Source organism: Pseudomonas sp. RA_15y_Pfl1_P11, from assembly GCF_963970975.1.
Classification (GTDB): Bacteria; Pseudomonadota; Gammaproteobacteria; order Pseudomonadales; family Pseudomonadaceae; genus Aquipseudomonas; species Aquipseudomonas tritici.
In genome coordinates this window covers 241,837-261,902 of sequence record NZ_CAXAOY010000003.1, presented here as the reverse complement: position 1 = coordinate 261,902, position 20,066 = coordinate 241,837, and the positions used below count along the sequence as shown (strand labels likewise).

Annotated in this window: 18 protein-coding genes and 2 pseudogenes; 6 read left to right on the top strand and 14 right to left on the bottom strand. The window is 60.4% G+C overall.

Features of this window, described 5'->3' with window-relative positions; all coding sequences use genetic code 11:
- Window positions 1–33 precede the first annotated feature (33 nt).
- Window positions 34–2,370 carry a TonB-dependent Fe(3+) dicitrate receptor FecA gene (fecA, locus tag AACY44_RS05305; protein WP_339435843.1) on the top strand — a complete coding sequence of 779 codons (2,337 nt, stop codon included), beginning with the start codon at window positions 34–36 and terminating at the stop codon, window positions 2,368–2,370.
- A 61-nt stretch (window positions 2,371–2,431) separates the two neighbouring features.
- On the opposite strand, the gene AACY44_RS05300 is transcribed toward fecA, so the two are convergent.
- Window positions 2,432–2,842: an HPF/RaiA family ribosome-associated protein gene (locus tag AACY44_RS05300; protein ID WP_339417721.1), complete on the bottom strand. Its 411-nt coding sequence runs from the start codon at window positions 2,840–2,842 to the stop codon at window positions 2,432–2,434.
- A gap of 221 nt (window positions 2,843–3,063) precedes the next feature.
- A pseudogene (locus tag AACY44_RS27655) lies at window positions 3,064–3,264 on the bottom strand (LysR family transcriptional regulator); the annotation flags it as partial.
- Between the two features lie 249 nt (window positions 3,265–3,513).
- Between AACY44_RS27655 and AACY44_RS05290 the strand changes: the two are divergent.
- Window positions 3,514–3,737, top strand: a pseudogene (locus AACY44_RS05290) (HAAAP family serine/threonine permease); the annotation flags it as partial.
- Window positions 3,738–3,965: 228 nt separating this feature from the next.
- Entirely contained in the window at window positions 3,966–4,280 is a 315-nt protein-coding gene (locus AACY44_RS05285; RefSeq protein WP_339417720.1) for a DUF3509 domain-containing protein, read from the top strand.
- Here the strand turns inward: AACY44_RS05285 and AACY44_RS05280 are convergent.
- Entirely contained in the window at window positions 4,277–4,765 is a 489-nt protein-coding gene (locus tag AACY44_RS05280; RefSeq protein WP_339417719.1) for a phosphate-starvation-inducible protein PsiE, read from the bottom strand. The genes AACY44_RS05285 and AACY44_RS05280 overlap by 4 nt on opposite strands.
- Window positions 4,766–5,017: 252 nt before the next feature.
- Between AACY44_RS05280 and AACY44_RS05275 the strand changes: the two genes are divergently transcribed.
- Complete coding sequence (locus tag AACY44_RS05275) at window positions 5,018–5,278, top strand: YebG family protein (RefSeq protein ID WP_003171979.1); 261 nt, start codon at window positions 5,018–5,020, stop codon at window positions 5,276–5,278.
- A 54-nt stretch (window positions 5,279–5,332) separates the two neighbouring features.
- On the opposite strand, the gene AACY44_RS05270 is transcribed toward AACY44_RS05275, so the two are convergent.
- Window positions 5,333–6,352 carry a Glu/Leu/Phe/Val dehydrogenase family protein gene (locus AACY44_RS05270; RefSeq protein ID WP_339417718.1) on the bottom strand — a complete coding sequence of 340 codons (1,020 nt, stop codon included), beginning with the start codon at window positions 6,350–6,352 and terminating at the stop codon, window positions 5,333–5,335.
- 187 nt (window positions 6,353–6,539) lie between these two features.
- Between AACY44_RS05270 and AACY44_RS05265 the strand changes: the two genes are divergently transcribed.
- A complete protein-coding gene (locus AACY44_RS05265; protein WP_339417717.1) occupies window positions 6,540–7,343 on the top strand; it encodes a SirB1 family protein in 804 nt (267 codons plus the stop codon).
- Here AACY44_RS05265 and AACY44_RS05260 read toward each other — a convergent pair.
- Genes AACY44_RS05260 through hmgA form a run of 4 tightly spaced genes read right to left on the bottom strand, consistent with a single transcriptional unit; the run spans window position 7,340 to window position 11,990 of the window.
- The gene (locus AACY44_RS05260; protein WP_339529889.1) at window positions 7,340–8,707 is read right to left on the bottom strand and encodes an MFS transporter; all 1,368 of its coding nucleotides are present in this window, start codon (window positions 8,705–8,707) and stop codon (window positions 7,340–7,342) included. The genes AACY44_RS05265 and AACY44_RS05260 overlap by 4 nt on opposite strands.
- A 55-nt stretch (window positions 8,708–8,762) precedes the next feature.
- Window positions 8,763–9,404: a maleylacetoacetate isomerase gene (gene maiA, locus AACY44_RS05255; protein WP_339417715.1), complete on the bottom strand. Its 642-nt coding sequence runs from the start codon at window positions 9,402–9,404 to the stop codon at window positions 8,763–8,765.
- Between the two features lie 12 nt (window positions 9,405–9,416).
- Window positions 9,417–10,703, bottom strand: a complete 1,287-nt coding sequence (gene fahA, locus AACY44_RS05250; protein WP_339417713.1) for a fumarylacetoacetase — start codon at window positions 10,701–10,703, stop codon at window positions 9,417–9,419.
- A gap of 3 nt (window positions 10,704–10,706) precedes the next feature.
- Window positions 10,707–11,990 carry a homogentisate 1,2-dioxygenase gene (hmgA, locus tag AACY44_RS05245; RefSeq protein ID WP_339417711.1) on the bottom strand — a complete coding sequence of 428 codons (1,284 nt, stop codon included), beginning with the start codon at window positions 11,988–11,990 and terminating at the stop codon, window positions 10,707–10,709.
- Between the two features lie 120 nt (window positions 11,991–12,110).
- Between hmgA and AACY44_RS05240 the strand changes: the two genes are divergently transcribed.
- On the top strand, window positions 12,111–12,890 hold the full coding sequence (locus AACY44_RS05240; protein ID WP_339417709.1) for an IclR family transcriptional regulator: 780 nt from the start codon (window positions 12,111–12,113) through the stop codon (window positions 12,888–12,890).
- A gap of 1 nt (window position 12,891) precedes the next feature.
- Here AACY44_RS05240 and dacB read toward each other — a convergent pair whose 3' ends face one another.
- From dacB to AACY44_RS05210, 6 genes are all read right to left on the bottom strand, one after another.
- The gene (gene dacB / locus AACY44_RS05235; protein ID WP_339417708.1) at window positions 12,892–14,337 is read right to left on the bottom strand and encodes a D-alanyl-D-alanine carboxypeptidase/D-alanyl-D-alanine endopeptidase; all 1,446 of its coding nucleotides are present in this window, start codon (window positions 14,335–14,337) and stop codon (window positions 12,892–12,894) included.
- Between the two features lie 144 nt (window positions 14,338–14,481).
- Window positions 14,482–16,902 (bottom strand): TonB-dependent siderophore receptor, encoded by a 2,421-nt coding sequence (locus AACY44_RS05230; protein WP_339529886.1) that lies wholly within the window; start codon window positions 16,900–16,902, stop codon window positions 14,482–14,484.
- Window positions 16,903–17,011: 109 nt separating this feature from the next.
- Window positions 17,012–17,947: a glutathione S-transferase family protein gene (locus tag AACY44_RS05225; RefSeq protein ID WP_339417706.1), complete on the bottom strand. Its 936-nt coding sequence runs from the start codon at window positions 17,945–17,947 to the stop codon at window positions 17,012–17,014.
- Window positions 17,948–18,022: 75 nt separating this feature from the next.
- On the bottom strand, window positions 18,023–18,295 hold the full coding sequence (locus AACY44_RS05220; protein ID WP_339417704.1) for a GIY-YIG nuclease family protein: 273 nt from the start codon (window positions 18,293–18,295) through the stop codon (window positions 18,023–18,025).
- 36 nt (window positions 18,296–18,331) lie between these two features.
- Window positions 18,332–18,802 (bottom strand): nuclear transport factor 2 family protein, encoded by a 471-nt coding sequence (locus AACY44_RS05215; protein ID WP_339417703.1) that lies wholly within the window; start codon window positions 18,800–18,802, stop codon window positions 18,332–18,334.
- A 463-nt stretch (window positions 18,803–19,265) separates the two neighbouring features.
- Window positions 19,266–19,901, bottom strand: coding sequence for a response regulator transcription factor (locus tag AACY44_RS05210; RefSeq protein ID WP_339417702.1), 636 nt, complete (start codon window positions 19,899–19,901; stop codon window positions 19,266–19,268).
- Between the last annotated feature and the right edge of the window lie 165 nt (window positions 19,902–20,066).

Here is a 20,066-nt window from a genome sequence, read left to right as displayed (position 1 = left end):
CACCTAGATCCTTCCTTCTCAGGACCGCCCGTCATGCCCCAGCAACCGACGCTTCTCGCCCGCTCACTGCGCCAACTCCTACTCGGCGCCAGCCTGAGTCTTACCGTACTGCCTCAGGTCATGGCCGCCGACGCCAAGCCTTTTCACATCGCGCCGACTTCGTTGGAAGCCGCACTGAATCAATTTGGCCGCGAAGCCGGCGTGTTGATCTCCTTTGGTTCCGAAGTGACGGCGGGCATGCAGAGCCGTGGCTTGACGGGCAACTACAGCGCGGCTGAAGGCCTGCAAAAACTGCTGGAAGGCACCGGCCTGCAAGCCCGCGCCGAAGGCGACAATGCCTACAGCCTGCGACCGGCCACTGCCCCAGCCAGCATTGAGCTGGGCACCTCCAGCGTGGTCGGCGACTGGCTCGGCGACGCCGCGCAAACCAACGTCTTCGAACACCCCGGCGCCCGTGATGTGATCCGCCGTGAAGAATTCGAACGCCAGGGCGCGACCCAGGCCAAAGACGTGCTCAACCGCATTCCCGGCGTCAACGCCCCGGACAATAACGGCACCGGCAGCCATGACATGGCGCTGAACTTCGGTATTCGCGGCCTCAACCCGCGCCTGGCATCACGCTCCACAGTGCTGATGGACGGCATCCCGGTGCCTTTCGCGCCTTACGGCCAGCCACAGCTTTCGTTTGCACCGATCAGCATGGGCAATATGGATGCAGTAGACGTGGTGCGCGGCGGCGGCGCTGTGCGCTACGGCCCGCAAAACGTCGGCGGTGTGGTCAACTTCGTGACCCGCGCAATTCCGGATGCGCCCACCGTCAAAGGCGGTTTGCAGACCGAAACCAGCCCCTCTTCCAGCCACGACGGCTTCAAGACCACCGGCAACCTGCTGGCGGGCGGCACTGCCGACAACGGCCTGGGCGGGGCGATTTTGTACTCCGGTACCCGTGGCGGCGACTGGCGCGAACACAGCGACACGCAAATCGACGACCTGATCCTCAAGGGTAAATACCAACTCGACGACGCCAACAGCTTCAACGCCATGGCGCAGTACTACGAAGGCCAGGCCGATATGCCTGGAGGCCTGAATGTCGCTAACTACAAGGCCGACCCGTACCAGTCCACCCGCCCCTACGACAAATTCTGGGGCCGCCGTACGATGTTCAACATCGGCTATCGCTATGAGCAGGACCGTCGCGAATTCACCGTAAACAGTTTCTTCACCAAGACCCTGCGCAGCGGCTACCTGGACCAGGGCACGTTCCTCTCGTTGTCCCCACGTGAATATTGGGTACGTGGCATCGAGACCCGCTTCGCCCAAGGCTTCGACCTGGGCCCGACCAGCCATGAAGTCGGCGTCGGTTACCGCTACATCAACGAGGCTGGCCACGAACTGCGTTACCGCACGCCGATCGCCGCCAACCAGCAAATCCCCAGCACCGACAGCCGCAACGACCGCGACACCCGTGGCGGCACCGAAGCCAACGCTTTCTTCGTCGATGACCGGATTGATATCGGCAAGTGGACCCTCACCCCGGGCATTCGCTACGAGATGATCGAGTCCCAGCAGACCAACAACCTCACCAACGTCAAATACAAGGGCGACTACAACACCGCGCTGCCGGCGCTGAACGTGCTCTACCACCTCACTGACAGCTGGAACCTCTACGCCAACACCGAAGGCTCGTTGGGCAGCGTCCAATACAGCCAGATGCCCAACCGCGTGACCAGCGGCGAAGTGAAACCGGAAAAAGCCCGCACCTGGGAACTGGGCACCCGCTACGACGACGGCACGTTGCGTGCAGAAATCGGTGCGTTCCTGATCAACTTCGACAACCAGTACGAAAGCAACCAGACCAACGACTCGGTGATTGCCCGTGGCGAAACGCGCCATCAAGGCATCGAGACCAGCGTCAACTATGCGCTCGACGGTTTGAGCCCGGCGCTGGCCGGCTTTGATGTGTATGCCACCTATGCCTACGTCGACGCCACCATCCGCGAAGACGGCCCGAACAAAGGCAACCGCGTGCCGTTCTCGTCCAAGCACAAGGGCACCCTGGGCGTGGGTTACACCGAAGGCCGCTGGAAGCTCAACCTGGACAGCAGCTACCAGAGCAGCCAGTTCGCCGACAACGCCAATACCCAAAAGGAAAGTGCTGACGGCGCAAACGGACGCATCCCGGGCTACCTGTTATTCAGCAGCCGCGCGGCATATGACTTCGGCCCGCAGTTGTCGGACTTGAACGTGGCAGTCGGCGTGAAAAACATCTTCAACACGCAGTACTTCACCCGCTCGTTCGACGATAACAACAAGGGCAAATACGTGGGAGAGCCGCGTACGGTCTACGTGCAAACCTCCATCGCGTTTTAAGACTGAAACGAAAACGGGCCTGCAAATGCAGGCCCGTTTTTAGTGGGGTGTGAAAAAACTGTCAGCTGTTAAGTGCAGCATTTTCGTTTTCCAGGAATTCCTCTTCAAGCGCGTCATCGTTCACTTTATTGACCGACAGGTTTTTACCGGCAGCGCGCGGCTTGCCTTGCAGTTTGCCAAACAAATGTTCCAACGCATGGTCCAGCTTGGTGGCTGCACCGTCGATCGCCTGTTCCAGGGTATCGGCCTTGTGCAGTACCGAAACCGGCTGGTGGCCTTTTGGCCGTGCTTCCAGGCGGCAACTTAAATCGTGGGGACCGGGCTTATCCCCGTTCTCATCTTTAAGGTAGACCTCAACGCGGGTCAGGTCTTCTTCATAACGTTCGAGCGTGCTTTCAATGGTAGTACGTACCCACTCCTCCAGTCGGATGCTGCTTTCAATATGGTTATCGCTATTGACTTGGATTTGCATAGTTTTTCCCTTATTTCAGCTAGCTCGCGAGAGGTCACGACTGCTTTACCAGGCAGGTAAAACCATGACCTCTTGATTACACAATTGGGCAGTCCGCGAAACAATTCAAGCCCTTTGCAAAGATAAATCACACATTACAAATTAAGTCTGACAAGGATCAAACACGCTGTTATCTTCGGGAGTTGGGTACATCTTCCTACGCTCCCAATTCCCTACAATTGCCCTTCTCCCAAGGGGTGCAATCCGCGAAAAATCATCGCTTCTTCCACCAGCCAATCATGGACTGCCCGCACGCCCGGATGGTTCAGCGCACCTGGCGTGATGTGTAGTTCTTCAGCGCAGCGGGTGAACGACAAATGCCGCGCCGCACTGGAAAAAACGTGCAGCCAGACGTAAGTCTGACCATGGAGGGGTCGGGTCATAGCGTTTAGTGCTGCTAAAGGTTGTCTTAGGATAATTCGTGCAAATGGCCCTGCGCGATGACGGCAAACACTTTATTTCCCTCGACCGGGTGATCCGCACCCTGCTCTATTTCTTTGCGGTCTTCCGATCCTGCTTGTGTACAGCGTGGCGCTCACCAACACCCTGGGCAGTTTCATGGAGCACCCACAGCACATGACCCGCTGCCGCGGGCGATCCTGTCGCTGGTACTGATCCTCGGCCTCATGGCCATCGTGCTGACCTGCTGGGCCGTGGACACTTTCAACCCGAGCATTCTGGGCATGATCGAGACCATGGGCGGGCCGATCATCGCGTGCCTGCTGCTCCTGATGCCAATGTACGCAATCCGCCGCGTGCCTTCCCTGCGCCAGTATTCGGGCCAAGTCTCGAATGTATTTTTGGGAGGATCGGGCTGATTGCGCTGTCTGCGATCGTTTTTTCAGTACTGCCCTGAAATAGCCCACAACGCCCATTCAATATGGGCGCGGGCGAGCAAGCCCGCGCCCACATTGACACCTCACTGGCTGATAGACCGCCACACGGCACGCCCCTTGCTGTACAGCTTACGAAGCAAACGGATCTTGTGACGCTTCAGCGACGAAGTGGCCGGTGGTCAGGAGACACGAACTAATCCCAACACCGGTCGTCAATGACTGCATGTTCTTATCAGGCGGTACGCACCATGGACAATCCTTTTCAGATCATCACCGACACCTTCACCCCGGACTATCGGGTCAACCTGAGCATCCAACGGTTGGACGGCAGCATTATGCTCACCCTCTCCAATGACGACGGGGTGGTGGCCAAACGCATGATCAGCGCCGAACAGCGCAACGATCCAAAGCGGCTGAAGCGTCTGGTGCAGAGCATCCAATTCGGTATTGCCATCGAACAAGGCCACAGCGCCATGGAAATCCTCGCCGTGATGACAGATGGCGATCACACAGTGCTACAGCGACTGCCCCCCCGTCCCCTGCCCTTCAGCGCCGGGCTTTAAAGCTCGCCCTTCTCGGTTTCCAGGCTCGCACCACCCTTGCGACGCGGGCCTTCGACCTTCACCGACGGGAAGGCCGACGACGCGTAGCGCACCACTAGGATGGCGAACGCCAACAGCAGAATCCCGCCGCACAGGTAGATGATTCCTACGTCTGGTGGGTTGTGGTGCGACACGTTGGAAATCAGCAGCCGCGTCAGGGCGGTGATCGCCACGTAGATCAGGAAGCGCACCGGCATGTGGTTGGTCTTGAAATAAATCCCGACCATGGCGCCCAATTCCAAGTAAATGAACAGCAGCAAGATGTCATCAATCTTGATGTGCCCGTTCTCCAGCATCCCCAGAAATTCCATCACCGCTGCCCAAGCGGTCACCGCACCAATGGCGAACAACGCCAGGAAGTGGAACGACTCGACAAACAGATTGCCCAGGGACTCGGCCAGACCATGTACTTGCTGGCGCAGCCTTTCGGCCCAGTTGATTTTCACGATGATGCTTCCTTAGGTCGACTCGACCGGATAATGCGGGTTGGACGTGACGGTTGTTCTGCTGTTGCATGCAGAAAAAAGGCCAGGGCAGGTATGAGATGGTGGCCGGGTGACATGAGGCACGCTTAACCTGTATTTACCGGCTACATTAAAAACTGCTATCCAAACCCCACGGTTTGGCTTACTCTTTTTGCTGTATATAAATACAGTAGTCGCAAAAGACAACTATCGTGAAGGCATGTGAGGTGGTGAATGGCCGTCGAAGTGGTATACCGCAGCAGCCGAGATCTGGAGCGTTTGTTCATGGATAAAGCCGAAGCTGACCGTCATGACAAGATGCTTGAACTCGCTGAGTTGCTGGCAGAAGTGTTGCAAAAAGCAGTGCCGTCCCTGAGTGAGCAGCAGGTGGAAGAAGCCGGTATCTACATGGCGAAGAACCGCGATGTATTTGCCAAGGCGTTCAAGAGCCAACCGGACGCGTTGTCCGAGTTGCTCAACGCTGCAGCGGAGTAAAGCCAGAATTGAACAGGCCCTGAATCATGGATTCAGGGCCTTTTTAATAGCTGGCTATTGGTACAGCAACCGTTCGGCCAGCTCATCCGCCACCCGTGCGGGGGAGCGCTTTTCGGCCTGGGCGTGGGCGAAGATTTCGGTAAGGCGCGTGCCGATGTTAGACAGGTGCGCGGTAATGATCGGCAACTCTGCGCCGCTGTGCCTAAGAGCCACGTAGATCAGGCCACCGGAGTTGATCACGTAGTCGGGGGCGTAAAGGATGCCGCGCCCTTCCAGTTGGTCGGCCACTTGCAGGTTGGTCAGTTGCGCACTCGCGGAACCGGCCACGGCGGCGCAGCGCAGCTGGCCGACGCTCTGGCGATTGAGCACGGCGCCGAGGCCGCAGGGCGCGAGGATGTCGCACGGCGTGCTTAACAGCGCCTCGTTGGCGATTGGGTGCGCGCCCAGTTGCTCCATGGCCAGTTGCACCTTGCCATGGTCGATGTCGCTGACCAGCAACTCGGCACCGGCGGCGTGCAGCTGTTCGGCCAGGGCGTAGCCAACATTGCCCAGGCCCTGGATGGCCACGCGCAACCCTTCGAGGTTGTCGCTGCCCAGGCGGGCCATGGCGGTGGTGCGGATGCCGGCAAACACGCCCATGGCGGCATGGGGTGAAGGGTCGCCCGCGGCGGTGGTGCTGGTGACGTAACGGGTGTACTGGGCGATGCAATCCATGTCCGCCACCGAGGTGCCGCTGTCGGTGGCGGTGATGTAGCGGCCGTCGAGTTGTTCGATACAACGGCCAAACGCTTCAAACAGTGCCGCGCGGTTTTCCACGTGGCCTGGGCGCAGTATCACTGCGGTGCCGCCGCCCACCGGCAACCCCGCCAGTACGGCCTTGTAGCTCATGCCCTGGGCCAGGCGCGCGGCATCGGCCACGGCACTTTCGTCGTCGGGGTAGGAGAGGTAACGGCAACCACCGAGGGCGGGCCCAAGGCGACTGTTATGGATGGCGATGACCGCCTTCAGCCCGGTGACCGGGTCGACGCTCAAGTGCAGCGATTCAAGGCGGGTGCTATGCATGAGAGCAAACATCGTCAAGCTCCCGAATCACTTCTGGTAGTGGGCCAAGTATAGGCTTGCGGCAGAAAAATGCCGGACCACGCTGGAATAAGACGCCCGTTTTTGCAGGATTTGGGACATAAGCGCGCTGGATATTTGCTAAGCCACTGGACGAAAAACCCCAGCAAGGCTAAAACGGGGGCCTATGTCGGAGAATGCAATGAATCCCCGCAAAGCCTTTTTCGCCTGCCTGGAACGCTCACCACCTGCGCTGTTTGAAGCGGCGCTGTGGATTGCCGCCGAGCACGACCCGGCGGTGCAGCCTTTGCTGATCCTGCAGGAATTGACCCTGTTGCAACAGCAGGTGAGCCTGGGCATGCCCATGCTGCCAGCGGATGAGCAGGCCCAGCCGCTGCTGCGGCGCATGAATGACCTGGGGTTTGCCCAGGATGAATTCACCCCCTTGCGCCCCGCCGCTGCCCTGCTGGACAAGGTCTTGCGACGCAAACGTGGACAACCCTTGGCCATGGGGCTGATCGCTATGGAACTGGCGCGGCGCCTGGACATCCCCATGGTCGGCGTGAATTTCCCCGGCCACTTCCTGCTGCGGGTACCCGGTGCCGATCACCTGCTGGACCCCTGCGGCGGGCGGCGTTTGTACCCCAATGATTGTCGGGACCTACTGCAACGCCAGTACGGCCCCAACCTCAAGTTGCAGGCCGACCACCTGTACACCGCCGATCCGCGTTCGATCCTGCAACGGCTGTCGCGCAACTTGCGGCAACTGCACCTTTCCAATGACGCCCCGCTTGAAGCGCTGGTCGATGCCGAACGCGTGCTGGAGCTGGGCAACGCCAGCGCCGCCGATTACCTGGCGAGGGCCAGCCTGTATCAGCGCCTGGATTGCCCTAACGCCGAACGCTTCGACCTGGAGCACGCACTGATGCTCAGCGAAGATCCCATCCAACGCCTGCGCCTGACCGAGCGGCTGGGGCACCTGCCACCCAATTCAGTGGTGCACTAAGCCTGTGGCGTCTTGAGAATATCCCCTGTCATCCGGCTCTTCGGCACATCAACCCCGGGCGAACGCACCTGAATAATCAACAATGCCGCAATCACCGCCGGTATCGCGCAGAAGAAGAAAATCTGCTCCACCGGGATATGCATCGCGAGCAGCATGCTGCCAAAGAGCGGCCCCAGGATTGAGCCAAATCGCCCTACCCCCAACGCCCAGCCCGTACCGGTAGCGCGCACATGCGCCGGGTAGAAGTTGCTGGCAAAGGCATTGAGGGTCAACTGGCCACCGATGATGCAAAACCCGGCCGCAAATACGCAGGCCACCAAGTAGCGAGGGTTGTCATGGTTCAGGCCGAGTAAAACGGTGCACACAGCAGCCGCCGCCAGCACGCCTGACAGTAGTCGTACTTTGCTTTTCAAGCGGTCGGCGAACCAAGCCATGCCGATGGCGCCCAAGGTGCCGGCGAACAGGAACATCGACGTCACCAGATTGGCGTCTTTCAGCGTCAAACCACTTTCCAGAAGCAGCGACGGCAACCAGCTGATCATGAAATACAGCAGGATCAGGCTGACAAAAAAGGTCGCCCAGATCAGCACGGTCGGGCGCGCGTAGCCGTTACGGAACAACTCCACGACCGTCAGCTTGCTGCTTTGCGCCTGTTGGTTTTCAGCCTCGGTCGCCAACGGCGGTTGCCAGTCGGGAAGCATACGCACCGTCACCTTCCGCAACCTTGCGTAGGACGGGGCATCACGCAGCAAACGCGGCAGAGATTCCGGCAGCAGCCACACCAGAAACGGGAACAGCAACAACGGTGTCACGCCTCCTGCAAGAAACACAGCCTGCCACCCGAAGCCTTCAATAAACCCCGCCGCCACAAAACCACCCGCGGCCCCGCCAAACGAGAAGCCACAGGCTGCCAAGGTCACCATCAACGTGCGCAAGCGCGGTGGGGAGTAGTCCGACATCAACGCCATCGCGCTCGGCATCGCGCCCCCCATGCCGATACCGCAGATAAACCGCGCGGCCATCAGCGTGTTCAGCGAGTTGGCAAACACCATCAGCACGGTGAGGCTGGCGTAGATCAGCACACAGCCGAGCAGGATGGGGCGCACGCCAAAGCGATCGGCCAAGGGTGTGACCAGCAATGACCCGAGCGTCAGCCCCAGCAGGTTGGCGCTGAACACCGGACCAAATGCGGCTTTCTCCAGCCCCCAATCCTTGGCCAGCGCCGGCACGACATAACCCAGCACTTGGGCGTCGTAGCCATCGGTGACCAGCAGCAGCGCGAGCAACAGGAGAATCAACCACTGATAGCGCGACACCGGACGGGCGTCGAGTGCCGCGCGAAAGCTGGCAATTTGGTTGTGCATCGCAAGGTACCTATTATTTTTATAGAGATGACGCCGAACAAGCCCGCTCCCACATTCAGGGTTGGGGTGTGTCAGGTTGATTGGCAGGGTGAGCCTGTATAAATGCCGGATGCTGCGCCGCCAGCCCCGCCACACGGCCAATGCGCGGGTACGCCGCCAATGGCACTTTGAAGCGTTCTGCCGCATACAGCTGAGGGATCAGAAACGCATCCGCCAACCCCGGCTGCTCGCCAAAGCAATAACCTTGATCACCAATCAATTGCTCCACCGCGCCAAGCCCCAGGCTGATCCAATGACCGATCCACGCCAACACCTTCGCCTCGTCATGCCCCCATTGCCGCAGCAGGTTCTGGGTGCTCGAATTGTGCAGCGGGTGGATATCACAGCCGATAATCGACGCCACCGCACGCTCATGCGCGCGGGTCGTCAAGTCTTTGGAAAGCAACGGCGCCTGTGGATAACGTTCCTCCAGGTATTCGATGATCGCCGGTGACTGAATCAGCAACTCGCCCTCATCAGTACGCAGCGCCGGCACGCGACCTTGTGGGTTGATCGCCAGGTACTCCGGCTGGCGATTGGCACCACCCGACGGCACCAGCAGGTTGACCGGCACGGCGCTGAAATCCAGGCCCTTGAGCGCCAGGGCAATACGCACCCGGTACGACGCGGTCGAACGGTAGTACGTGTAGAGTTCCATCACCCTGCCCTCCTAGCGCGCCGCGATCACAGTGCCGCGGCACTCGCCGAAGCCGATCGAAGCAAACCCTTCGCGGCTGCAACGGGCGCGCAGGATGATTTCGTCGCCGTCTTCAAGGAACTTGCGCACTTCGCCGGACGGCAACTCGATAGCCTTTTTGCCGCCTTCGGTCATTTCCAACAGGCTGCCAAACTGGCCTTCTTGCGGCCCCGACAAGGTGCCCGACCCAAACAGATCACCCGCTTGCAACTGGCAGCCGTTGACGCTGTGGTGCGCAACCAACTGCGCGACGGTCCAGTACATGTGCAGGCTGTTGCTCAGAGCCAGGCGATGAGCCGGCAGGTTCTGCTCGCGCATGGCGGCGGTGGTGAGCAGTACTTCCAATTCGATATCCAGCGCACCCGCAGCTTGGTCACGCTTATCCAGCAAGTACGGCAGCGGTTGCGGGTCGCCTTCAGGCCGCGCCGGTTGTGCCTTGCGGAACGGCTCCAAGGCCTCGGCGGTCACCACCCACGGTGAAAGGGTGGTGATGAAGCTTTTCGACAGGAACGGCCCCAGCGGCTGGTATTCCCAGGCCTGGATATCCCTCGCCGACCAATCATTGAGCAGGCAGAAACCGGCAATGTGCTCGGCCGCGTCACCAATGGCGATCGAATCGCCCATCGCATTGCCCTGGCCGATCCAGATGCCCAGCTCCAGTTCGTAGTCCAGGCGCGCGCACGGGCCGAAGGTCGGCTCGGTCTGGCCGGCTGGCAAGGTTTGGCCTTTGGGACGACGCACCTCGGTGCCCGAGGCGCGGATGGTCGATGCGCGGCCGTGGTAACCAATCGGCACGTACTTGTAGTTGGGCAGCAGCGGGTTGTCGGGGCGAAACAGTTTGCCGACGTTTTGCGCGTGTTCGATACCGACGTAGAAGTCGGTGTAGTCATTGATTTTCGCCGGCAGGTGCATCTGGCAATCAGCGGCGCGGTGCAGCACCTGTGCCTCGCGGGTTTGCAGTGTGCTGCCTTCAGCCAGCAGTTCCAGCAGACGCTCGCGCAAGGCCACGCGCGGGCCACGGCCGAGTTCAAAAAACGCGTTCAGTTGGCCGCCGGCGGTCGCTTCAACGGCGCGACGCGCTTCACCCTCGAACTCATCCAAGGCTGCGTGCAGATCAAGGATGGAATCACCAATCGCCACGCCACTGCGCGGCGCCGAACCGTTGAGGCTGAACACCCCCAGCGGCAGGTTTTGCAGGGGGAAATCCGCGTGCCCATTGGCCGAGGCCACCCAGCTGCGCGTTAGTGTTGGCTGAGTCATGGGTTATCTCCGATTCGGGTTGAAGGTGGCGGGCAGCGAGGCCCAGCACGCGTCGTAAGTGTTTTGCAGTTGCGGGCATTCCAGGGCGAACCGCGTGGGACGTAGCACTTGGCTGGTCTCGAACATGAAAGCCATGGTGTTATCGATCTTGTGCGGCGCCAGATCGACGTTGATCGCCTTGGTGCAGGTCTCGCCGTCCGGGCCGTGGGCGCTCATGCAACTGTGCAGCGACGCGCCGCCGGGCAGGAAGCCTTCGGCCTTGGCATCGTAGGCGCCCTGGATCAGGCCCATGTATTCATTCATCAGGTTGCGGTGGAACCACGGCGGGCGGAAGGTGTTTTCGGCCACCATCCAGCGCGGCGGGAAAATCACGAAGTCGAGGTTAGCCAAGCCGTGGGTGCTCGTCGGCGAGGTCAAGACAGTAAAAATCGACGGGTCCGGGTGATCGAAACTCACGGTGCCGAGGGTGTTGAAACGGCGCAGATCGTATTTGTACGGCACGTTATTGCCGTGCCAGGCGACGACGTTGAGCGGGGAATGGTCCAGTTCACAGGCCCAGCGTTCACCGAGGAATTTTTGTACCAACGTCGTAGGCTTTTTCAGGTCTTCGTAGTGAGCAACCGGCGTGAGGAAATCGCGCGGATTGGCCAGGCCATTGCTGCCGATGGGGCCCAGGTCCGGCAGGCGCAACGGCGCGCCGTGGTTCTCGGCGACGTAGCCACGCGCCTGGGCATCCAGCAGTTCGACGCGGAACTTGAGGCCTCGCGGCAGCACGACGATCTCCAGCGGTTCCACCTCCAGCACGCCCAATTCCGTGGCGATACGCAGCCGACCTTGCTCGGGGACGATCAACAATTCGCCATCGGCGTTGAAGAACACGCGCTCCATGGAACGGTTGGCACAGTAGTGATAGATGCTGATGCCAGAGGGTTTTTCCAGCGCCGAATTGGCGACCATTCCTACAAGCCCATCAACGAAGTCCGTCGGTTCACTTGGAACATCCAACGGGTTCCAACGCAAGCGATTGGGCGTCACCGCGCCCAACGGCCCACCGACCAATTGCCGCTCAAGCCTGACGAACGCAGGGTGATTAGCCGACGGCTGAATGCGGTAAAGCCAGGTACGCCGGGCTTCGCTGCGCACCATGGTGAACGCTGTGCCGGAGAACAACTCGGTGTACAGCCCATAAGGCGCTTTTTGCGGGGAGTTCTGGCCGACCGGCAATGCGCCGGGCAGGGCTTCGCTGGCGAATTCATTGCCGAAGCCCGACAGGTATTCGAGGTTCATGGATCGTCCTCTACACGGAAGTTGTTTTTATCGTAATCCAGTTACGCATAACGTAATTTGATCACTGTCGACCGTCAAGCTATAAAGACGCCCATTCATCTCTCGGATTCTCGCCCTTCCATGGAAAAGCCCCGCGACACCGGTAAACAGAAAGTCCGCTCGGCCGAAGTGGGCACCGACATCCTCAAGGCCCTGGCCGAACTGTCGCCGGCCACCTCGCTGTCGCGCCTGGCCGAGCACGTGCAGATGCCGGCGAGCAAGGTGCATCGTTATTTGCAGGCGTTGATCGCCTCGGGATTTGCCGAACAAAACACCGCCACCAACCACTATGGGCTGGGCCGCGAAGCCTTGCGCGTGGGCCTGGCGGCGCTGGGCAGCATGGACGTGCTGAAAGTCGGCGCAATGCCGCTGGCGGAGTTGCGCGACGCGTTGAATGAGACCTGCTTTCTGGCGGTGTGGGGCAACCAGGGGGCGACCGTGGTGCAGATCGAACCCGCCGTGCGCGCCGTCACGGTGGTGACGCAATTGGGTTCCGTGTTGCCGCTGCTCAGCTCGTCCACCGGGCTGGTGTTCAGCGCCTTTCTGCCGTCGCGGGAAACCGTGGAATTGCGTGAACGCGAGATCCAGGCTGGCATCGCCCATGCCCTGGCCGATGACCAGGCTTACGCCACCGTCTGCCAGCAGATCCGCAGCCGTGGCCTGCATTTTGTGCATGGTCTGCTGATGCCGGGGGTGGATGCCTTGTCGGCGCCTGTGTTCAACGCCATCGGCCAAGTGGCGGCGGTGATGACCGTGGTCGGTCCCACCTCATTGTTCCACGCCGATGAAGATGGCCCGGCGGCGCAGCGCTTGCTGGCGGCGACCCGGGCCGTGAGTTGGCGCATGGGCTATCAGCCGTGAGCTAGTCGTGCCATTGGGTCAGTGCAAGTGCCACGCGATTCTCCAGCGCACGGATGGGCGCGGCATTGCTCAGGTAGTTATTGCTGATTATTGAAAAAACCAGGCGTCGGCCCTCGGCGTCGGTGATGTAGCCGCTCAACGAGGAAACCCCGGCCATGGAACCGGTCTTGGCGTGCAGATTGTTTTCTGCAGCCGTCCCACGCAAGCGGTAGCGCAAGCTGCCGCCGGTCATGCGGTCCGGGTTGCCGGCGATCGGCAAGGCGTTGTACCAAGCCTCGAACCAGGGCTGTTTGGCCGTGGCCAGTAACAGATCGGTGAGGTTCTGCGACGACACCAGATTGCGCCGCGACAAGCCCGAACCATCGACCTGGCTCAGCGTCATCGGGTCCAAACCCTGGCGGCGCATGAAGTCCGCCACTGCCGCGACACCGGCCTGCGCCGTACCTGCATTGGATGCTTTGCGCCCCATGGCCTTGAGCAAGGCTTCGGACATGTTGTTGTTCGACAGCTTGAGCAGCGGCGTGATCAATTCCCGCAAAGGCGCCGATTGATGCTCCGCCAGGACCCTGGCCGTCACAGGGCTTGCACCGCCGATCACACGCCGTCCCATCACCTGAATGCCCTGCTGCGCCAATGCCTGTTCAAACAGATTGGCCACCAGTTGTGTCGGCTCCCACACGCTCACCCACTGCCGTCTTTGCTTGCCCGGTGCCAAAGCGCCCGTGAGTTGCAACAGGTTAGTGCCGTGCTGGCGCGTGATGCCGTAGCTGTTGCCTGGGCCGCTGACGGCACGGTTGCTCAGTTGCACATAGTCGGTGGCTGGGCTTATCACCACGCTTACCGGCTGGCCGACCGCGACCGGCGCCTTCGCCGTGACGAGCAAGGTGCCCGCATCGAAGTCCGTATTGGGCGATACGGTCAGCGCCGAAATCTGCGCGCCGTAGTAAGTGCTTTCGTCGTCCTGGGCCCAATCAACACCCAGGCGCTCAGCGTCGAACCAGGTGTCGTCGAACACCAGGTCGCCCTGGATCTGGCGCACGCCTTGCGCCGCCAGCTGCGCGGCCAGCGCTTGGTAGTCGGCGAATTGCGTGGTCGGGTCGCCCAGGCCTTTGAGGTACAGGTTGCCGCTGAGGCGCTCACCTTGCTGCGCGCCATTACTGAGCAGTTGAGTGGAGAACCGGTACTGCGGCCCCAGCACGTCCATCGCCGCAGCAGTGGTGAACAACTTGAGATTGGAAGCCGGCACCAATCGCGTACGTGGGTTGTGCTGGTAGAGGGTGCTGCCGCTGCGGGCGTCGCGCACCATCAGGGAGACGGTGGCACCATGCAGCGCTGGATCAGCCAGGAGATGGTCCAGGGAGGCCTGGGTGGAGGTTGGCGAAACACTCGCGCAACCACCCAGCAGAAACAGTATGACGCTGGCGTATATCCATTTTCCAAAAAACATCGGTGCTTTATTTCCGCAAAAAACTGTGCGGCCACGCTACCAGCTCGCTCCCTGCGTGGCGAGCGCGCTGGTGTAGTCAGCGGGCTCGTCCCGCGCTGCGGGGCGGTGCGATGATTCGACAAGCCCGTTCACGACAAGCCCACATTAGAACTCCAGGGTGCTGGAGACCGACACTTGTCGCGCATCGCCCATGGACACGAACAACCGGCTCGCGGCCGAGGTGTAGTAGACGCGGTCGAACATGTTCTTCACGTTGAGCTGGAACTTGACCTTTTGCCCATCGATTTTGGTGTCGTAGGTGGCAAATGCATCCGCCACGGTGTAACCCGGCAGGGTGAAATCGTTGGCCGCATCACCTGCGCGTTCACCGACATAGCGCGCACCGGTGCCCACACGCAGCTGATCGCCGCCAAAAATGTTGCCAAAGTCATAGGCCACCGACAGCGAGCCAGTGTGCTTGGCCACATTTTGCAGGCGGTTGCCTTCCAGCGTCGGGTCGTTGTCCTTGATGTCTTCGGCGTCGGTGTAGGCGTAGCTGCCGATCAGGCTCCAGCGGTCGGTCAACTGGCCGGTGGCGTCCAGTTCCAGGCCACGCGAACGCACCTGGCCGGCAATGCTGTAGACCGTATTCGCGCCGGAACCGACCGACACCAGTACGTTGCGCTTGTCGATATTGAACAACGCCGCGCTGGCGGTGATACGCCCCGGAATGTCGAGTTTGACCCCCAGTTCCCAGGACTTGGATGCTTCGGGCGTGAGGTCGCCGGTCAAGGTGCTGCCATCCGCCAAGGCAGCAATGGTGGAGTTGGGTTTGAACGATTCGGTGTAGCTGCCATAGAACGACAGCTCATCGGTGTAGCGATACACCAGGCCGGCACGCGGCACCCAGGCCTGGCCATTGCCGTTGGTGTTGGCCTTGAACGGCACGCCTTTGCCGGCGTATTGGTCGTACATCTGGTAGCGCGCGCCGGCGACGAAAATCCACTGATCGGTCAGGTGGATCGCGTCCTGGAAGAACAGCGAGTCGCTGCGCAGCAGGTCGGTCTGGGCGCTGTCGGCGGCGCTGACGGTGGTGCCCGCCACTTCGTTGCCGTACACCGGGTTGTTGTAATTGAACGGGCTGCGTGAATTCTGGCGGATCAGGTCGGCGCGGTAGACCTTGCGGTACTCATCATCCATGCCAAACACAAGATCGTTCTGCAGGCCGAACACATTGACCTTGCCTTCAAGGCTCGCGGTGGTGAAGCGGTCAGTGGTGATCGCGCCTTGGGTGCCGTCCATCCTGCGAGTCAGGTTGCCGTTGGTGGCCACGGCGCTGACACGGACCTGGCTGGCGTCGTAGGTTTCACGGTTCCAGCTGTAGCCGAAATGAGCTTTCCAGTCGTCGTTCAAATCATGGTCGGCTTCGAAGCGGTACAGGTCGGAGCGGCCTTCCATGTTGTTGAACGGCTCGTCCAGACGCCAGGTAGACGGGATGTCCAGCGGGTGGTTGGACTTGTCGATGGCGGTGCCACGGTCGAACGGCGAGAGAAACTCGCGATGTTCGTAGGCCAACAGCAACTTGGTGGTGTCGCCATACCAGGCCAGCGACGGCGCGACCAGACTCTCACGGCGAGTGCCGAAGTTACGCCAGTAATCCTCGTCTTCATGGTCAACGATCAACCGATACGCCAGGCCGCTGTCGCCAATCGGGCCGGTCGTGTCGAGGCTGCCGCCGCTGCCGTTCTTGCCGTCACCGAAGGTTGAACCGCGCACGGTCAGAGCCGTGGACTGCACCAGGTCAGGCTTTTTGCTGACGATGTTCACCACGCCGCCCGGGTCCTGGATGCCGTACAGCAGCGAGGATGGGCCCTTGAGCACTTCCACGCGCTCCGCCGTGGCATTCAGCGCACGCCCCTGCACGATAGGCATGCCGTCGCGCATGATCGAGCCGTTACGGTTGTCGCCAAAGCCGCGCAGCATCACCGCGTCCTGGGTGCTGGCCAAGGTGTTGGCCTGGGTGATGCCGCTGATGTTGGCGAGGGCGTCATCCAGGTTGCGCGGGGTCTGGTCACGCAGTACCTGGGCGGGGACGACGTTGACGGTTTGCGGGGTTTCGAGCAGCAGGCCGTGGGAGCGCATCACCGAACTGGTAGGCGGTGGCTGGTAGCTGGTGCTGTCCTGGGTCTGCTGGCCGACGCCACTGATGGTGGTGGCACCGAGGTTGACCGCCCCCTCGGTGGGCACCGGTTCCAGGGCCAGGGTGCGGGCATCGATCTGGCGGAAGGTAAAGCCGCTGTTACCGAGCAGGCGTTGCAGGGCCTGGGTCGCGCTCATCTGCCCGCTGACCGCCGGGGCCTTGAGGCCGTAGGGCGCTTCATCGGTGTAGATCACGCTGATCCCGGTGACCCGGCTGAAATCGCTCAGGGCCTGGGGCAGCGGTTTGGCCGCCAGGGCAAAGTTGAACTGCACACTTTGCTGCGCCTGCGCCTGCGCCACGCAGAGGGGTAGCAACGCCAGCCCCGACGCTGCCAATACCGAGGCGCCCAACCACTGTTTAACCAAACCGCCCGCCGTCGACTTCATGCTGTGAGAACCCGTGTAGAAAACGCTGTTAATGCGAATAGATCGCAGTTTCATGCACTACACGGATGGGACGGCAATTTACCTCACTCTTATTTGCAAATATTTTTACTTATTGCGCCTGAATGTGGAAACCGAAGCGTGGGAAATGCACATGCACGGTGCCCGCGCGTTCATCGGTACGCCTCAGGATCAGCTCTTCGCGGCCAGCAAATAGCAGTTCGCCTGCGACCGGGTCGACGCCGTAATCGATCGCCGAAACGGTGACGTGCTGGCCTGCCTTGAAACCATTCAGATCCTCGAACACCTCGTCCGGCAAAGCAGCGGGCGTGGAATCACGCGCGATGTCCAACGCCTGCTCGGCACTCATCTGGCTGGCCGTGCCGTGGCCAAAACCGAGTACGCGGCCCAACCAGGCCAACACGCCCGGATAAGCATCCACCAACGGCGCAGTCACTGGGGTGGCTTTGAGGAACCACAACGAATGCGCCAAGGCAAAGTCGGCAATCGACGGTTCGCCAAACAGAAAATCCCCTACCTCGCGCTGTAGCTGTTGCTCCAGGCGCGCCATTATCGCCGGCCATTGATGCTTGGCCAGTTCGGCCGGGAGCTTGCTCGCGGTGCCACCGCTGAACAGCGCGGCGCGGTCGGCGAGAAACGCCTTGATTGCCTCTGGCGGCAGTTTGCCAAAGCGTACCGCCACCGATTCAGGCTCAAACACCAGGCTCACGGCATGCGCGAACACCACGCTGTCAGCCCAGGTGGCGAAGGTTTGAGTGATCATTTCCTGGCCCAGCGGGAACAGCGCCGGCACGGCCTTCTCCTGCTCCAACCGGCGCGCGATCAAGGCAGTGTCGCAGTAAATATCGGCGCCGACCTGCAACACTGGGGTCTTGCGATAGCCGCCGGTAAGGGCTGTCAGGCCCGGCTTGGGCATCACTGGAGAGATGTGCACCGAGTGCCAGGACAAGCCTTTGAAGCCCAGCAGCAGCCGAGCTTTTTCCGCAAACGGAGAGGTGGGGTAATGGTGCAGGATCAGCTCAGACATGCTTGGGTCCACTTAACAAAGGAACCCGCAGCTTAGCGTGCAAAACCATTGGGTGGCGTGATGGCAATCCATCAGTCAAATCAATGAGCCACTCGCCGCTAGGCATTCCTTGGCGCTCTTCTTCAACCTTTTGATCAGCCGCTCCTGACGCAACGCTTCGCCCTTGCTCGCGCACTGCTCGGTGTACACCAGCGCCACCGCCGGGCTGGACAGGAAAAACCGCGCGCCCCTGCCGCTCTGGTGAGCGGCAAAGCGACGCACCGGGTCATTGCTGATGCCGCAGTACAGCGCGCCATTGGCGGCGCGCACCAGGTAGACAAACCAGGGTTTGGGTTCAGGCGTGGTCACGGGTGCATTCGGTAAGACCAAGGGATGCCAAGCTTATCAACGACTGGCCTGGAATGCCTTCAAGCCTTTGAGCGCCTGGGCGCGCACGGCGTTTTTCAGCGCCGGCGACCAGCCCAGCAACAGCCCCTTGACGCCCAGGGCCTGACGCGACCAGCGCCACAAGTCGAAGTGGTCGTGGTGCGCACAGATCTTGCCATCACGAAATACAAATCGCGCGCCGATATCGTTGACCACCGTATTGCCGGTAGCGCTGAACAGATACGTTGCGACCCAGTGAGCACTGCCGGTGGTTTCATCGCTGCGCACATTGTCGAAGGTCAGGGAGAAATCCTTGGCGCGGGTGGTGAGCATGCGCCACATGTCGCCGGCATCACGGCCGTGCAACTCGCCGAAGGCCGGGTCGCTGAACACCACATCGTCGGTGTAGCAGGCCGCCATGGCTTGCGCGTCGAGGCGTTGAAACGCCTGGTAGAATCGGGTGATCAAGGCGTCGTGGGCATCACTCATGGGCAGGCTCCGCAGTTCGTTGTTATCAGGGCTGCACGATAGTCTGCACGTGAGAGGAAGGCTATGCCCATTTGCCACATAGATGAGGGCGGTGCGGTTAGAGGTAGACGATGTCCAGGGTCGCGCTGCCGTCGATGGGTATTTCTTGATCCTTGGGCAGCGGCGTCCGTAACAGGGTCGTAGTGGATGAACTACTCGCCGCTTATCGCGATTTTTATCGCGACCCATGCAACAACAACCGCCACTGAGATCGGTAATTTATTCATTAACACCCTGATCACCAGCGTGCATCTTTATCGACAAACATAAGGCATACTTGTTCGCCAGACGTCTAAACAGTACGCCTTTGCAATCAAACTAGTGACTGAGGCGCCTACACTCTTCGCGCGAGAGCCTGCAATACTTTACAACGCCGCTATTGCGCACCCAATACAATAATTACGACCCTTCAAGGTCTTCCAAACTAAGGCACCATGCCGGTATCTCGTGCATACGCAAACAAATCAACATCAGTCGAAATACACAACCGCTGCATCGCCGTACTCTTCTGTTTACTGATTGTCGAGATACTCCGATTAACCCGCGCAGCAATCTGGCTGACGGTCATGCCGCTGGCCAGCATGCGCACCACCTCCTGCTCCTTGCCGGAAAGCGTAGGCGCTGCGGTTGGCTGGGCCAAACATGCCTGGTCCAACTGAACGCGCAAACACTCACTGACAAAGGTGCGCCCCTGAGCCACGGTGTTAAGGGCCTGGGGCAATTCCCTGGCAGACGCGCTCTTGGCAACCACACCGCGCGCGCCATGGCCGAAGGCCGCCCGCAGCGTTGCGACATTGGCAAACATCGTCACCACGATCACCGGCAGATCCGGATAGGTGCGATTCAATAATCCCAACAGCCCATACCCGTCAGCCTGCTGGTTTCCGGGCATCGCGAAATCGGTGACGATCAGATCACACGGCACACGACTCACCAACTCCAACAGTTGATCCGGACCCTCGGCCTCACCCACAACTTTGCACTTACCACTCGCCTCGATCACGACGCGTTGTCCAACACGAACTATAGGGTGATCGTCAGCAATAATAATGCGGATCATCGACTGCTCCATGATGGCAATTTGAGACCGGCAAAATACCGCGATAGTCTTTTTGCAACAATAGGTAATAAATCTCCAACTTTCGGTTTAACCCTGCATTTAAAGCCCCAACAAAAGCGCCTACACAAAAGAGAGAAAAGTAATACAGAAAAGTACTACATAACA

Excerpts from the sequence above, each read along its gene's own strand:
- fecA (WP_339435843.1), top strand. The coding sequence starts at position 34 with ATGCCCCAGCAACCGACGCTTCTCGCCCGCTCACTGCGCCAACTCCTA.
- AACY44_RS05300 (WP_339417721.1), bottom strand. The coding sequence starts at position 2,842 with ATGCAAATCCAAGTCAATAGCGATAACCATATTGAAAGCAGCATCCGA.
- AACY44_RS05285 (WP_339417720.1), top strand. The coding sequence starts at position 3,966 with ATGGACAATCCTTTTCAGATCATCACCGACACCTTCACCCCGGACTAT.
- AACY44_RS05275 (WP_003171979.1), top strand. The coding sequence starts at position 5,018 with ATGGCCGTCGAAGTGGTATACCGCAGCAGCCGAGATCTGGAGCGTTTG.
- AACY44_RS05270 (WP_339417718.1), bottom strand. The coding sequence starts at position 6,352 with ATGTTTGCTCTCATGCATAGCACCCGCCTTGAATCGCTGCACTTGAGC.
- AACY44_RS05265 (WP_339417717.1), top strand. The coding sequence starts at position 6,540 with ATGAATCCCCGCAAAGCCTTTTTCGCCTGCCTGGAACGCTCACCACCT.
- AACY44_RS05260 (WP_339529889.1), bottom strand. The coding sequence starts at position 8,707 with ATGCACAACCAAATTGCCAGCTTTCGCGCGGCACTCGACGCCCGTCCG.
- maiA (WP_339417715.1), bottom strand. The coding sequence starts at position 9,404 with ATGGAACTCTACACGTACTACCGTTCGACCGCGTCGTACCGGGTGCGT.
- fahA (WP_339417713.1), bottom strand. The coding sequence starts at position 10,703 with ATGACTCAGCCAACACTAACGCGCAGCTGGGTGGCCTCGGCCAATGGG.
- hmgA (WP_339417711.1), bottom strand. The coding sequence starts at position 11,990 with ATGAACCTCGAATACCTGTCGGGCTTCGGCAATGAATTCGCCAGCGAA.
- AACY44_RS05240 (WP_339417709.1), top strand. The coding sequence starts at position 12,111 with ATGGAAAAGCCCCGCGACACCGGTAAACAGAAAGTCCGCTCGGCCGAA.
- dacB (WP_339417708.1), bottom strand. The coding sequence starts at position 14,337 with ATGTTTTTTGGAAAATGGATATACGCCAGCGTCATACTGTTTCTGCTG.
- AACY44_RS05230 (WP_339529886.1), bottom strand. The coding sequence starts at position 16,902 with ATGAAGTCGACGGCGGGCGGTTTGGTTAAACAGTGGTTGGGCGCCTCG.
- AACY44_RS05225 (WP_339417706.1), bottom strand. The coding sequence starts at position 17,947 with ATGTCTGAGCTGATCCTGCACCATTACCCCACCTCTCCGTTTGCGGAA.
- AACY44_RS05215 (WP_339417703.1), bottom strand. The coding sequence starts at position 18,802 with ATGAGTGATGCCCACGACGCCTTGATCACCCGATTCTACCAGGCGTTT.
- AACY44_RS05210 (WP_339417702.1), bottom strand. The coding sequence starts at position 19,901 with ATGATCCGCATTATTATTGCTGACGATCACCCTATAGTTCGTGTTGGA.